Raw genomic sequence first — 14,326 nt, forward strand, 5'->3', positions numbered from 1 at the left:
TTAATGGCCATTACGCAAAACTATTATTGTATTTCTTTGTTTTACTCATATTTTCTTTATTTTTCACATGTCCTATTTTTTATTAATTCTTTCTAAGTTAATATCTATATAATCATTAATAATATCATTTGATAAAACAGTCTTCTTTCTAGCATTGACATTTATCTTATTAAATATACCTTTCGCTTTCTGATACGGTACTACTGCCCCAGCGCCATTAATACACCCCCCCTCACACATCATTCCTTCAATAAAGTTTCCATTAAGTCTGCCTATATTAGTAAGCTTCATAACCTTTTTTATCTCTGCTCCGCCTGAAACTTTTATAGCATTAAATTCAACATCTATACCGCTTTCTTTCATATAATTTTCAATAGCTGCGGTCAATCCTCCTGATGCTCCAAAACCACGGCCAAATATAGAAGCATCATCAACCACTTCTTCACTACATTTCTCAACATCTATCTCAAAGGCATCAAAAAGAGCAACCAACTCCTCAAATGTTAACACATAATCCACCGCATCTTTAATATCCTCCTTAACAGCCTCCCCCTTTTTGGCTGTACATGGTCCTATAAATACAACTTTTCCATCCGGATGATTTTTTTTAATATATCTTCCTGTAGCTATCATTGGCGATACAGTACCTGATATATTACCTATTTCACTAGGAAATATTTTTTCAATATAATTCAGAAAAGCTGGACAACATGAATTAGTCATGTATGATTGTTCTTTTTCCATCCTATTTACAAACTCGACGCCTTCATGAACAGTAACAGCATCAGCACCGCAAGCTACTTCATACATATCCCTGAATCCTATCCTCTTAATTGCATTTTTAATTTGCCCATAGGATACCTTCATTCCAAATTGTCCTGTTATTGCTGGCGCAACTACTGCATATATCCTTTCCTTATTACTTAAAGCTTTTGCAACCGGAACGATTAAGCTTTTATCTGATATAGCACCAAATGGGCATGCTGACATACAAGCTCCACAATTAACACACTTTTCTTCCTTTATAATAGCCCTTCTATTTTCATGATTTACATCCAGTGCACCTGTAGGACATACCCTTTTACAAGGCCTCATAACTTCAGAAATAGCATCATAAGGACAAACTTTTTGACACATGCCACATTCCTTGCAAAGTTCCTGATTAATATAAGCCCTTCCTGCAACATAACTTATTGCTCCAAAGTTACAAGCTTTTTGACATCTATGCGCTATACAATTTCTACATGAATCAGTTACACTATATTTATTTATTGGACATTTATCACAAGCAGCTTCAATGACATATATTATCTGCTCATCTGGAGTTATATCTATAAAATCCTCATCAATCGTATCTCCATTGGCCAAGAAGCCAGAAGCCAATTTTGCCCTCTCCAGAACTATAGCTCTTTCTTTATAAACACAGCACCTATACATAGCTGTATCTCCCTTTATAACTTCGTAAGGAATTTTTTCAATCTCATCCTTTGTTAGCTTGTCCTCTTTTGCTAACTTAGCTACCTCTGTAAGCACCTCATGCTTCAACTTATCTAATTGAGTTTCAAATTGGAACATAACTTTCCCCCTATCTTTGATTTTTTCATACAAAAATGATATAATCTCTCCAATTATAATTCTATTATCTAGGGTGAGTATTTTATGAATAAAAAATATAGATGTGAGCTTTGTGGCAGGGAAATATCAGAAATAACTAAACATCATTTAATTCCAGTAGAAAAAGGGGGAAGGGACTCCCATATAGCTTTTTTATGCAGAACATGTCATTGTCAAATCCATGCTCTCTATACTAATAGTGAACTCTCTTATAGACTTTATACTATAGAAAGATTAAAGAATGAGGAGAAAATAAAACGTTATTTAAATTTTGTTAAAAATCATCCAGGAGATGTGTACATACCAATAAAAAAATCAAAATCTGCTAGACGAAAAGGATAAAAAAAGCAGCAATGAATTAACCTCTCCACCACTGCTTTTATACATATTCAATTTATTCCTCACAATCATCATGACTTCTCTTATAAATAGAACTTTTTTTAATTATTCTTTTTATTTTTGAAACAAATATAAGATTTATTAATATAAGAACTGTTGTAGTTACAGCTCCACTTATAAATCCCCCTCCAACAGCAATCCCTATACATGCCATTACCCATATAGATGATGCTGTAGTTAACCCTAATATAGTATTATTACGATCTTTTAATACACATAACGCTCCCAAAAAACCTATTCCAGATACTACTTGTGCAGAAATTCTTGTTGGGTCAATTAGGTTGTTTTCTTGAGACATATAAATACCAAATATCATGGTTAAAGCTGAACCTAATGATACCATCACGTGGGTTTTTATTCCTATAGTTTTATTTGTTAAATCTCGCTCCAATCCAATTGCTGCACCTAACAAGAATGCTACAACAAGTCTTATTACTACCGTTTTTTCATCCAAATATTACGCCCTCCATACCTTTTATATTATATCCTTTATTGTACATTCTCTATTGACTGCAATCAATATTATATTATTCTTACATATCTATTATAATGATGCTCTATTTTATAATACCAAGTTTCAAATACCTCAAACCTAATCTACCTTTATTTTGTTCTCTCTAGCATAATAAAAAAGATATTGTTGCGCAAAACCTGATACCTCACCAAATTTATTTCTTGCAAATATTCTAATTTTATTAAGAGAACCTTCTTCCGCATTGTAAAAATGCATCATAGCTCTTTTTACCCATACATCTACAGGGAAAGATGAATATTTTTTCATAGAAAATAACATAATACAGTCTGCCACCTTTGCCCCAACACCTTTGAATTTTTGCAATTCTTCATGACATTCATCTGCAGGCAAACTTGCTATGTAGTCTAAATCATAGTCTCCTAATCTTTTAGCACTATTTACATTATTTATTGTATCTAATATGTACTTACTTCTAAAAGATGCTCCTGTCTCTTGTATTTCTTCCAATGTAGCATCTTTCAATTCACCTGGAGTAGGAAATGTATAATATGTATTTCCTTTATATTCTATAGGCTTACCCCATTTTTCAGCTATCTTTTTTATTGTTTTCATTATTGATGGAATACTGTTTCTGGCAGAAATTATAAAGCTTATAAGAATTTCAAATGGTTCTTGCTTTAAAATTCTAATCCCATATCCATATTCAACACTTTTACTTAATATTTCATCATTAGCTAAAGATTCTTTTACCTTACTATAATCTCTTTCCAAATCAAAATAATCAAACCATATGTTTTTAAAATCCTCTTCGTTACTATTTAGTATTGTTACATTATCATCGCTTTGAATAACCTCTATAACTCTGCCATGAGCAACTCCTATATAATTTAACTCCTTAACTTTTTCCCATCTAAAACACTGGCCACATTCAACTACTTGCTTTATATTAAAGTTTTTAACACCTTCAAGTACTATTTTATCTTTTTCATAAATTACGTTAGTATAATCCATTTAATCACCTTTTTCTAAATTTATATGTATAATTATATCATACATTAAATATTATTTAACAATAAATATTAATTATACCATATAAAAAAAGTGGCCAAGCCACTTTTTCTATTATCAACCCAAACAAACTAAGCTCCTTTTGATAAGTAATCATGAATTCCTTTTGCTGCTTTCTTTCCTGCTCCCATAGCTAAAATTACTGTTGCAGCACCTGTTACTGCATCTCCTCCTGCAAATACTCCTTCTCTAGAAGTAATTCCAGTATCCTCGGACGCAATAATACATTGTCTCTTATTTATATCTAACCCCTTAGTAGTTGAAGATATTAACGGATTTGGAGATGTACCAAGTGACATTATTACAGTATCTACATCTAGTACAAATTCAGATCCATCAACTGCTACAGGTCTTCTTCTTCCTGATTCATCTGGTTCTCCAAGCTCCATCTTGACGCACTTCATTCCAGTAACCCATCCTTTTTCATCTTGAAGGATTTCCGTTGGATTTGTAAGAAGGTCGAATATTACCCCTTCCTCCTTAGCATGATGTACTTCCTCAATCCTTGCAGGGAGCTCTGATTCACTTCTTCTGTAAACTATATGAACCTCAGCACCTAATCTTAATGCTGTTCTTGCAGCATCCATAGCCACATTTCCTCCTCCGACTACAGCAACTTTTTTACCAACTCTAATTGGAGTTTTATATTCATCTTTAAATGCCTTCATTAAATTATTTCGAGTTAAAAATTCATTGGCCGAACAAACACCATTTGCATTCTCTCCTGGTATTCCCATAAACCTTGGAAGACCTGCTCCTGATCCTATAAACACAGCTTGAAAACCTTCATTTTCAAATAACTCGTCTATAGTTACAGTTCTACCAACTATAACGTTTGTCTCTATTTTTACTCCAAGTTTTTTAACATTTTCAACTGCACCTTTTACTACTGTTTCTTTAGGTAGTCTAAATTCCGGAATGCCATAAACTAAAACTCCTCCAACTTCGTGCAAAGCCTCAAATATCGTTACCTCATATCCTAACTTTGCTAGATCGCCAGCACAAGTAAGTCCAGCTGGTCCACTTCCTATAACTGCAACTTTTTTACCATTCTTAGGCAAAGTTTCTGATAAATCTATGTTATTTTCTCTAGCCCAATCTGCAACAAACCTTTCCAACTTCCCTATTGAAACGGCTTCGCCTTTTATTCCAAGCACACAATTTCCTTCACATTGCGATTCTTGAGGACATACTCTACCACATACAGATGGTAAAGCCGAAGATTTAGCTATAATTTTCGCTGCATCTTCAAAACTGCCTTCTTTAACCTTTGCAATAAACTTAGGAATTTCTATATTAACAGGACATTTTTTCACACAATTTGGATTTTTACAATTTAAACACCTATTAGCTTCCTCCACTGCCTCCTCTTTATTATATCCTAAGCAAACCTCTTTAAAATTTGCTGCTCTAACTTTAGGATCTTGTTCATGAACTGGAATTCTTTTCATTCTATCCATTTATCTATCACCTCCACAAACTCCACAACCACCATGATGAGTATCTCCTTCTTTTTCTTTTAAGATTGCTCGTCCTTCTTCTGTTTTATACATAGCTTGTCTTCTCATAGCTTCATCAAAATTTACTAAATGCCCATCAAATTCCGGTCCATCTACACAAGCAAATCTGATTTTTCCTCCCACAGATACTCTACAAGCTCCGCACATACCTGTTCCATCTACCATAATTGGATTTAAGCTAACTACAGTAGGTATATTTAATTCTTTAGTTAATAAAGTAACAAACTTCATCATTATCATAGGCCCAATTGCTATTACTAAGTCATATCTTTTTCCGTCTTTATTTACTAAATCTTTCAACTTGTCTGTAACTAATCCTTTGTATCCTGATGATCCATCATCAGTTGCTAAATAATAATTTCCTGCAACCTCTTTCATCTCTTTTTCTAAAATTACAATATCTTTGTTTCTTGCACCAACTATAACATCTGCCTTTATCCCTTTTGAAAATAACCATTTAACTTGAGGATAAACAGGGGCTGTACCTACTCCCCCTGCCACAAATATTATTTTTTTATTTTTAAGTTCTTCTAATTCTTTATCCATTAGTTCAGAAGGTTTTCCTAAAGGTCCAACAAAATCTTGAAAATATTCTCCAACCTCATATTCAGCCATCTCTTTAGTTGATTCTCCTATAACTTGAAATACAATAGTTACTATACCTTTCTCCTTATCATAATCGCATATAGTTAATGGAATACGTTCTCCTTCTTCATCCATCTTTACAATTATGAATTGCCCAGGTTTAGCCGATCTTGCAACCCTTGGAGCTTCAACATCCATCAAATAAGTATTTTCATTAAGCTTTTCTTTTTTAACTATCTTATACATATTTTCGCCTCCACGAATACATATTTAGTTCTTTATAGCTATTATACATTAATTTCCAACAATTATTCAACTATTTTTAACTAATTTGGTTGTTTATATATATTATGGTTTTTATTTGAATTCAATTTTTCGAAAGATAAAAGTCATAATCGCTTACACAATTATGACTTTATTCATCATTTATAATCTAAAAATCTACTTTTGTTCCATCATAGGCACATCGGAATATTTTTTTCATCTCATCTTTGTTTATTTTTCTTGGATTTGAACCAGTACATGCATCTGCTATAGCTCTCTCTGCAATCAAATCAATACTTGAATCAAATTTTTCCTTATCTATACCGTATTCTTTTAATGTTTGTGGTATTCCCATCTTCTTATTAAATTCATCTATCATATTTATTAATGAATCTACTAATTCTTCTTCAGTATTTCCAGCTAGTCCAATCTTTTTAGCTATTTCTGCATACCTACTTAAAGATTCTTTCTTGTTAAATTCAATTACATATGGCAAATAAATAGCATTTGCACATCCATGAGGAATATGGAATACCGCACCTGTCTTATGAGCCATACTATGACAAATTCCGAGTAGTGCATTAGAAAATGCCATTCCTGCCATACATTGAGCATAATGCATTTGTTCTCTGCCTACATTATCACCATCATAAGATTTAGCTAAATATTCTTTAACCATCTCAATAGCTTTTAGAGCTAATGGATCAGTAAATGGTGAATGTAATGTTGCAACATATGCTTCTATAGCATGAGTTAAAGCATCCATTCCTGTATGTGCTGTTAATCTTGGTGGCATTGTCTCAGCTAGTTCTGAGTCAACTATAGCCATATCAGGAGTTATATTAAAATCAGCTAATGGATATTTAATCTCTGTCTTATAATCTGTTATTACTGAAAATGCTGTTACTTCTGTAGCTGTTCCACTAGTTGATGGTATAGCTAAAAACTTAGCCTTACTTCTAAGTTCTGGTATTGTAAAAGGATCCTTTATATCATCAAAGGATAGTTTCGGATGTTCATAAAATACCCACATAGCCTTTGCTGCATCAATTGGAGATCCGCCACCCATTGCTATAATCCAATCTGGATTAAAGTCTCTCATAACTTCAGCACCTCTTAGCACTGTTTCTACGGATGGATCTGGCTCAACACCTTCAATAAGTTTTACTTCAATTCCTGCTGCTTTTAAATAATCCAGAGCTTTATCAACGAATCCAAACTTTCTCATTGATCCTCCTCCAAGAACAAGGACAGCTCTTTCTCCTTTTATAGATTTTAATTGTTCCATGGAACCTTTTCCATAATAAATGTCTCTTGGTAATGTAAATCTCATCATTCTTCTAAAACCTCCATAACTTAATACTTATATTTTACCATTTTGTAGTATATTTGTAAATGTACGGTCAATATCCATTTTCTAATTTTATTGCATAATAAAACAAATTTAAATGGATTAATTTAGCTCAATTTATTGCAAAAAAAGAGCTATCTCTTTTGAGATAACTCTTAAAATTACTATCTAGAATAATCGTAGAATCCTTTTCCAGTCTTTCTACCTAACCATCCTGCTCTTACATACTTTCTAAGTAAGCTATGAGCTCTATACTTAGAATCTCCTGTTTCATTGTATAAAACGTCCATAATAGCTAGAACGATATCTAATCCAACTAAATCTCCTAATGCTAAAGGTCCCATTGGGTGGTTAGCACCATATTTCATAGCTGTATCTATATCTTCAACTGAAGCAATACCTTCAGCATAAATTCCTATAGCTTCGTTTATCATAGGAATAAGAATTCTGTTAACTACAAATCCTGGAGCTTCTGCAACTTCTACAGGTTCTTTTCCAATTGCTAATGATAATTCCTTAACTGCATCAAAAGTTTCTTGTGATGTAGCTATTCCTTTTATGATTTCAACTAACTTCATTACTGGAGCTGGGTTAAAGAAGTGCATTCCTATAACCTTGTCTGGTCTCTTAGTAGCTGAAGCAACTTCTGTTATTGATAAAGAAGAAGTATTTGAAGCTAATATAGTTGATTCTTGACAGATTTCATCTAATTCAGCAAATATTTCTTTCTTAATCTTCATGTTTTCAACAGCAGCTTCTACAACTAAATCACAGTCAGCAGCTAACTTCATGTCAGTTGTTCCTGAAATTCTAGAAAGCACTGCTTCTCTATCTTCTTCAGTCATCTTTCCTTTAGCTACTTGCTTTTCTAATCCCTTAGCTATTCCAGCTATCCCTCTTTGTACGAATTCATCTTTAATATCTCTTACGATTACTTCACAACCCTTTTGTGCGAATGCTTGAACTATTCCAGCACCCATTGTTCCTGCACCAAGTACGAAAACCTTTTTCATAGATTATTCCTCCTAATCAATTCACAACTTACAATGCACAATTAATAAAATTATTACTCAATGTGCATTGTCTATTGTGTATATTATTTAAATTTTAACCTTATTATTTTTCACTAAATCAAACTACCTAATTCAAAAGTTATAATAACTGCAAATTATTCTGCACTCTTAACCTCTTTAAATTGAGCTATTAATTCTGGTACTACCTTTACAAGATCTCCAACTATTGCATAATCTGCAACCTTCATTATTGGAGCTGATTCATCCTTATTAACTGCTATAATAAGTTCTGAATCTTGCATACCAGCAACGTGTTGTATAGCTCCTGAAATACCACAAGCTATATATATTTTAGGTTTTACAGTCTTACCAGTTTGACCAACTTGATAAGCTCCATCAATCCATCCATTTTCAACAGCAGCTCTTGATCCTGCTACAGTTCCTTCTAGAACTTTTGCTAATTCTTCAAGTAGTGCGAAGTTTTCTTTATTTTGAACCCCTCTACCACCTGCTACTATAAATTCAGCTTCAGCTATATCAATGATATCTTTTTTAGACTTAATAGTTTCTAAAACTTTAGTTCTAAGATCACTATCAGTTAACTTAACTTCAACTTTTTCTATCTTACAGTTTGATGCGTCAGTCTTAACTGTTGCAAAAACACCTGGTCTTACTGTAGCCATTTGTGGTCTATGTTCTGGACAAGCAATTGTTGCCATTAAGTTACCACCAAATGCTGGTCTTGTAGCTAAAAGATCACCATTTTCAACTTCAACATCGATTGATGTACAGTCAGCTGTTAATCCTGTAGATAATCTAGCAGCTATTCTTGGACCTAAATCTCTTCCGATGAAAGTAGCTCCTACAAATAATATTCCTGGCTTTCTTTCTGTAGCTAAGTCACAAATTACCTTTGTGTAAGCATCTGTTGTATAGTGTTCTAAATCTTTATGATCTGCAACTAAAACTTCATCAGCTCCGTGTTCTGCTAAAGTCTTAGATAATCCTTCTATGTTATTTCCAAGTAATAAAGCTGTTAACTTTACTCCTAATTTATCAGCAACTCTTCTACCTTCACCAAGTAGTTCTAAAGATACTTTTTGTAATTCGCCTTCTCTTTGTTCAGCAAAGACCCAAACGCCTTTGTAATCTGCTATATTCATAATAAATTACCCTCCTATTATCCTAGATGTAGTGTTTTTCTTTTAATTTTCCTACAACATAATATGCTGCGTTTTTAGGTGATTCTTTAACTAATTCTCCTGATCCCTTAACTTCCTTAGTCATTGACTTCTTAACCTTTGTAGGTGAACCCTTAAGTCCTAGTTCAGCCTTATCTACATCTATGTCATCTGCTGACATAACCTTAATTTGGTCATCATTAGTTGCAAATATATTAGCAACATGCATGTATCTTGGTGCATTTAATTCTTCTATTGCAGTTAATAGACATGGAGTCTTAACTTCAACTACTTGGTATCCATCTTCTAAAGCTCTGTTTACTATTAAGCTATCGCCTTCAACCTTAACATCTTGAACATAAGTTACTTGAGGAATTCCTAAGTGTTCAGCTATTTCTGGTCCAACTTGTGCAGTATCTCCATCAATTGCTTGTCTTCCAGCAAGTACTACATCATAATCTAATTTTGCTATAACTCCTGCTAAAGACTTAGATGTTGCTAATGTATCAGCTCCACCAAGACATCTATCAGTTAATAATATAGCTTCATCAGCTCCCATACATAAAGCTTCTCTTAAAGTTGCTTTAGCCATTGGAAGACCCATGCTTACAACTGTTACTGTTCCGCCATGAATTTCTTTTAATTGAAGTGCAGCTTCTAAAGCGTGTTTATCTTCTGGATTCATTATTGATGGAACACCATCTCTAATTAATGTTCCTTTTACAGGATCTATTTTTACTGCTGTAGTATCTGGAACTTGTTTTACACAAACTACTATTTTCATTCTAAAAGTCCTCCTATCTTAATATGCTTCCTGCAATAACCATCTTTTGAACTTCTGAAGTTCCTTCATAGATTTCAGTTATCTTAGCATCTCTCATCATTCTTTCAACTGGATATTCTTTAGTGTAACCATATCCACCAAAGATTTGAACAGCCTTAGTTGTAACTTCCATTGCAACATCTGCAGCTAATAATTTAGCTCTTGCAGCATCTACTGAATATGGTTCTCCAGCTTGCTTCTTGCATGCTGCTTTGTATACTAAATGCTTAGCAGCTTCTATCTTAACGTCCATTTCAGCTATATACCATTGTAATCCTTGGAATGCTGATAATGGTCTACCAAATTGTTTTCTTTCTTTCATGTAATTAACAGCTTCTTCAAAAGCTCCTTCTGCAATACCTAAAGCTTGAGCAGCTATACCAATTCTTCCTCCATCAAGAGTCTTCATTGCTATACCAAATCCCTTACCTTCTTTACCTATTAGGTTTTCCTTTGGTACTACACAGTTCTCCATAACTAACTCAGTAGTTGAAGATGCTCTAATTCCCATCTTGTTTTCAAGCTTTCCTACTGAGAATCCTGGGAATGATTTTTCTACTATAAATGCAGATATTCCTCTAGTTCCTTGGCTCTTATCTGTCATAGCAAATATTATGAAAGTTTCAGCAACTCCACCATTTGTTATGAATATCTTTGAACCATTTAATATATAGTTATCTCCATCAAGTACTGCAGTTGTTTGTTGTCCTGCTGCATCTGTACCTGCTCCTGGTTCAGTTAATCCAAAAGCACCAACTTTCTTACCAGTGCAAAGATCAGCTAAATATTTTTCTTTTTGTGCTGGTGTACCATTTTCATTGATTACTGAAGCACATAAAGATGTATGAGCTGATAAAATAACTCCTGTAGTAGCGCAAACTTTTGATAATTCTTCTACAGCTATAATGTAAGAAAGAACATCTCCACCTGCTCCACCAAATTCTTTAGCAAATGGAATACCCATCATTCCAAGCTTGCCCATCTTTTCCACGTTTTCCATTGGGAATCTTTCAGTTTCATCGATTTCAGCAGCAATTGGTTTAACTTCATTTACTGCAAATTCTCTAACCATTTGTTGTACTAATTCTTGTTCTCTAGTTAATTGGAAATTCATTTAAATTACCCTCCTTAATATATCAAAAACAATTTTATTTGTTTTGGAAGTTTTTATCTCTTCTCTCTATAAATGCAGCCATTCCTTCTTTTTGATCTTCTGTGCTAAAACACTTTCCAAAATCTTCTGCTTCTATTTGAACTGCTTTGTCTATAGATACTTGCATTCCTCTATTTATTGCATCTTTGCATAACTTAACTGCTATTGGAGCATTAGCAATAATCTTTGCTGCCATAGTTCTTGCTTCTTCCATTAAGTTTTCTAAAGCAACTACTTTATTAACTAATCCTATTCTTGAAGCTTCATCAGCCTTAATCATATCGCAAGTATAAATTAATTCTTTAGCTTTACCCATTCCAACTATTCTTGCAAGTCTTTGAGTTCCACCAAAACCTGGAGTTATACCAAGTCCAGCTTCCGGTTGTGCAAATTTAGCCTTTTCTGAAGCTATTCTAATATCACATGACATAGCAAGTTCACAACCGCCACCTAATGCAAATCCTGAGATAGCAGCTATAACTGGCTTATCTAAATTTTCTAATCTTAAGAATACATTATTTCCTAATGTACCAAATTCTTTTCCTTGTTGTTCATTTAAATCTTTCATCTCTGCAATATCAGCACCAGCTACAAAAGATTTTTCTCCTGCACCTGTTAAAATAACTGCATAGATGTTGTTATCTTTTTCTAAATCATCAATTACAGTGTCAAGGTCCTTTAAAGTTTCTGAATTTAAAGCGTTTAATGCCTTTGGTCTATTGATAGTTACAATAGCTAAATGGTTTTCTTTTTCAAGAATTACATTCTTTAATTCCATGCCTTTTTGCCTCCTTAAATACTTTAATAATTAATTTCAAATATCTTATTACACCTTAAAGTACCAAGATACTTGCTTTTATTACTTACTTTTCTTGCTTATTTGTTAATATTATAACAATCTATAGCAAAAAAATAATCGAAGTTTTTCAACTTCAATTATAATTATAATACTTTGTTAAATTTTTTGCAATATATAAAATGTGATTTTGTGCTAATTTTAATAAGGTTTTACATGGTCCTTTTTCTACTGTTCCATTTCTTCTTTACTGTGTAATAAATATATTAACGTCAACATGCTTTCACTTAAATGAACATTTTCAACAGTAACACCTTCTGGTACATTCAAATCCACTGGAGCGAAGTTCCAAACACCCTTTACGCCGCCTTCAACTAGTACATCACATACCCTTTGAGCATTAATTCTAGGTACACATATTATTCCTATATCTATACTGTTCTCTTTCAAATGTTCCTTCAATGTATCTATTTCTCTAATTTCAATATCTTGAATTTTCATACCAACAAGCTTAGGATTTGCATCAAATATTCCTGTTAATTGAAATCCTAATTTATGAAAACCAGTATAATTTGCTATAGCTTGCCCTATATTTCCTGCACCGATTATAATAGTTTTATACTCTTTATCTAATCCAAGAATACTTCTAATTTGGTTAAATAATTCTCTAACATTATATCCATAGCCTTGTTGGCCAAAATCTCCAAAACAATTCAAATCTTGCCTTATCTGTGATGCTGTAAACCCTATTTTTTCACCTAATTCCTTTGATGATATTCTATCTACATCATTATCCATTAATTCTTTTAAATATCTATGATACTTAGGTAATCTCTTAATCACAGCCATAGAAATATTTTTTTTCTTTTCCATACTGTTTCTCCTCTTTTTTCTAATTATATTTTAACAATCTTTAAACATTTTATATAAACACTAAAACAACTTTTTCCTCATACTATATTAACATAAAATCAGCTTACTTATCTATTATTTTCTTTATATATATATATAAGTTATTATATATCAGTTATTTAAATAAATGCTCTAATAATATTTTTACTCCGATAAGTATTAGTATAATGCCTCCAAGCACTTCTGCTCTAGTCCTAAATATATCTCCTATTATCTTTCCTAAATAAACTGCAACTATACATAACACAAATGTTATAGCAGCAATAATAATTATGGCTGATAATATATTAACATTTAAAAATGCAAAACTAATACCAACTGCTAAAGCATCTATACTAGTTGCAATAGCCAAAATTAAAAATCTTTTATTGGTATAATCTCTACTATCCCCAGTATTCTCCTCTTCATCTCCGCCCCTTAAGGCTTCTATAAGCATTTTCCCACCAATAACTGATAGTAATATAAACGCTATCCAATGATCTACCTTTTCAATATATTCAGAAAACTTTATTCCCATTGCCCATCCTAATAAAGGCATTAATCCTTGAAAGATTCCAAAAAAAAGTCCTGACTTTAATGCTATTTTCCTTTTTTCATTATTACTAGTATTAATTCCAGCTGTTATTGATACTGCAAAAGCATCCATTGACAAGCCTATTCCAATCAATATTATAGATATTAAGCTCATTTTAGCTACCTCCAATAATTATAAAAATAATTTTATTTAAACTCTAAATAAAAAAGAGGCTTATGTATAACGCAACCCTAACCGTTATACATAAGTCTCACAATTCAGTACAAAGCCATTTAACTATTCACAAGTATCTTGGCTTTAGGGCAGAAAAAAATCATTCTGCCTGCTACTCCCTCATGCCTGAAAGTACAATTAACTACATTATTATACTTTTCTCGTCAAGATAAGTCAATGATTTCGCCTCAATTAAAATGCATTTTTCCAACATATTTTTTATAAGATTTTTAAATTCAATATATTATTAAAAATTGTTTGAAAATATAACGCAAAAAATATTTTTTTCTTACTATTATACCAATAAACTCCTCAAATTTCTATTGGTTTCTAATAGCCCTCATATGATTAGATACTAAGAGCCTTCTACACCATAAAAGACACATTCACACATGCTACACCTAGAAGCACTTAATTCCATATA

General features: G+C 32.6%; 14 protein-coding genes. 1 reads left to right on the forward strand and 13 read right to left on the reverse strand.

Annotated features, from left to right (window positions below):
* Positions 1-72: 72 nt before the first annotated feature.
* Positions 73-1,575 (reverse strand): 4Fe-4S dicluster domain-containing protein, encoded by a 1,503-nt coding sequence (locus tag H9661_RS16270; protein ID WP_191769824.1) that lies wholly within the window; start codon positions 1,573-1,575, stop codon positions 73-75.
* An 84-nt stretch (positions 1,576-1,659) separates the two neighbouring features.
* On the opposite strand from H9661_RS16270, the gene H9661_RS16275 reads away from it, so the two are divergent.
* Complete coding sequence (locus tag H9661_RS16275; RefSeq protein ID WP_143316843.1) at positions 1,660-1,956, forward strand: HNH endonuclease; 297 nt, start codon at positions 1,660-1,662, stop codon at positions 1,954-1,956.
* 52 nt (positions 1,957-2,008) lie between these two features.
* Here H9661_RS16275 and H9661_RS16280 read toward each other — a convergent pair whose 3' ends face one another.
* The 12 genes from H9661_RS16280 to H9661_RS16335 form a co-directional block, all read right to left on the reverse strand.
* Positions 2,009-2,467 carry an MgtC/SapB family protein gene (locus H9661_RS16280; protein ID WP_143316844.1) on the reverse strand — a complete coding sequence of 153 codons (459 nt, stop codon included), beginning with the start codon at positions 2,465-2,467 and terminating at the stop codon, positions 2,009-2,011.
* A gap of 138 nt (positions 2,468-2,605) precedes the next feature.
* The gene (locus H9661_RS16285) at positions 2,606-3,499 is read right to left on the reverse strand and encodes a DNA-3-methyladenine glycosylase family protein (RefSeq protein ID WP_143316890.1); all 894 of its coding nucleotides are present in this window, start codon (positions 3,497-3,499) and stop codon (positions 2,606-2,608) included.
* A gap of 128 nt (positions 3,500-3,627) precedes the next feature.
* A complete protein-coding gene (gene gltA / locus H9661_RS16290) occupies positions 3,628-5,016 on the reverse strand; it encodes an NADPH-dependent glutamate synthase (RefSeq protein ID WP_191769826.1) in 1,389 nt (462 codons plus the stop codon).
* Positions 5,017-5,907 carry a sulfide/dihydroorotate dehydrogenase-like FAD/NAD-binding protein gene (locus H9661_RS16295; RefSeq protein WP_143316892.1) on the reverse strand — a complete coding sequence of 297 codons (891 nt, stop codon included), beginning with the start codon at positions 5,905-5,907 and terminating at the stop codon, positions 5,017-5,019.
* 187 nt (positions 5,908-6,094) lie between these two features.
* Positions 6,095-7,261 (reverse strand): NADPH-dependent butanol dehydrogenase, encoded by a 1,167-nt coding sequence (locus H9661_RS16300; RefSeq protein WP_143316893.1) that lies wholly within the window; start codon positions 7,259-7,261, stop codon positions 6,095-6,097.
* A gap of 179 nt (positions 7,262-7,440) precedes the next feature.
* On the reverse strand, positions 7,441-8,289 hold the full coding sequence (locus tag H9661_RS16305) for a 3-hydroxybutyryl-CoA dehydrogenase (protein ID WP_143316894.1): 849 nt from the start codon (positions 8,287-8,289) through the stop codon (positions 7,441-7,443).
* A 155-nt stretch (positions 8,290-8,444) separates the two neighbouring features.
* Entirely contained in the window at positions 8,445-9,452 is a 1,008-nt protein-coding gene (locus tag H9661_RS16310; RefSeq protein WP_143316895.1) for an electron transfer flavoprotein subunit alpha/FixB family protein, read from the reverse strand.
* A gap of 22 nt (positions 9,453-9,474) precedes the next feature.
* Positions 9,475-10,254 carry an electron transfer flavoprotein subunit beta/FixA family protein gene (locus tag H9661_RS16315; protein WP_143316896.1) on the reverse strand — a complete coding sequence of 260 codons (780 nt, stop codon included), beginning with the start codon at positions 10,252-10,254 and terminating at the stop codon, positions 9,475-9,477.
* Between the two features lie 13 nt (positions 10,255-10,267).
* Positions 10,268-11,407 carry an acyl-CoA dehydrogenase gene (locus H9661_RS16320; protein ID WP_143316897.1) on the reverse strand — a complete coding sequence of 380 codons (1,140 nt, stop codon included), beginning with the start codon at positions 11,405-11,407 and terminating at the stop codon, positions 10,268-10,270.
* Between the two features lie 34 nt (positions 11,408-11,441).
* Positions 11,442-12,224: a short-chain-enoyl-CoA hydratase gene (locus tag H9661_RS16325; RefSeq protein WP_191769828.1), complete on the reverse strand. Its 783-nt coding sequence runs from the start codon at positions 12,222-12,224 to the stop codon at positions 11,442-11,444.
* A 246-nt stretch (positions 12,225-12,470) separates the two neighbouring features.
* The gene (locus H9661_RS16330) at positions 12,471-13,115 is read right to left on the reverse strand and encodes a redox-sensing transcriptional repressor Rex (RefSeq protein ID WP_143316899.1); all 645 of its coding nucleotides are present in this window, start codon (positions 13,113-13,115) and stop codon (positions 12,471-12,473) included.
* Between the two features lie 154 nt (positions 13,116-13,269).
* A complete protein-coding gene (locus tag H9661_RS16335) occupies positions 13,270-13,842 on the reverse strand; it encodes a manganese efflux pump MntP (protein ID WP_143316900.1) in 573 nt (190 codons plus the stop codon).
* Positions 13,843-14,326 lie beyond the last annotated feature (484 nt).

It is taken from the genome of Clostridium cibarium (assembly GCF_014836335.1).
Taxonomy (GTDB): Bacteria; Bacillota; Clostridia; order Clostridiales; family Clostridiaceae; genus Clostridium; species Clostridium cibarium.

Bases quoted from the DNA above. Each gene is read 5' to 3' on its own strand.
- H9661_RS16305 (WP_143316894.1), bottom strand. From the start codon at position 8,289: ATGAAAAAGGTTTTCGTACTTGGTGCAGGAACAATGGGTGCTGGAATA.
- H9661_RS16300 (WP_143316893.1), bottom strand. From the start codon at position 7,261: ATGATGAGATTTACATTACCAAGAGACATTTATTATGGAAAAGGTTCC.
- H9661_RS16330 (WP_143316899.1), bottom strand. From the start codon at position 13,115: ATGGAAAAGAAAAAAAATATTTCTATGGCTGTGATTAAGAGATTACCT.
- H9661_RS16335 (WP_143316900.1), bottom strand. From the start codon at position 13,842: ATGAGCTTAATATCTATAATATTGATTGGAATAGGCTTGTCAATGGAT.
- H9661_RS16315 (WP_143316896.1), bottom strand. From the start codon at position 10,254: ATGAAAATAGTAGTTTGTGTAAAACAAGTTCCAGATACTACAGCAGTA.
- H9661_RS16275 (WP_143316843.1), top strand. From the start codon at position 1,660: ATGAATAAAAAATATAGATGTGAGCTTTGTGGCAGGGAAATATCAGAA.
- H9661_RS16325 (WP_191769828.1), bottom strand. From the start codon at position 12,224: ATGGAATTAAAGAATGTAATTCTTGAAAAAGAAAACCATTTAGCTATT.
- H9661_RS16320 (WP_143316897.1), bottom strand. From the start codon at position 11,407: ATGAATTTCCAATTAACTAGAGAACAAGAATTAGTACAACAAATGGTT.
- H9661_RS16270 (WP_191769824.1), bottom strand. From the start codon at position 1,575: ATGTTCCAATTTGAAACTCAATTAGATAAGTTGAAGCATGAGGTGCTT.
- H9661_RS16285 (WP_143316890.1), bottom strand. From the start codon at position 3,499: ATGGATTATACTAACGTAATTTATGAAAAAGATAAAATAGTACTTGAA.
- H9661_RS16310 (WP_143316895.1), bottom strand. From the start codon at position 9,452: ATGAATATAGCAGATTACAAAGGCGTTTGGGTCTTTGCTGAACAAAGA.
- H9661_RS16295 (WP_143316892.1), bottom strand. From the start codon at position 5,907: ATGTATAAGATAGTTAAAAAAGAAAAGCTTAATGAAAATACTTATTTG.
- gltA (WP_191769826.1), bottom strand. From the start codon at position 5,016: ATGGATAGAATGAAAAGAATTCCAGTTCATGAACAAGATCCTAAAGTT.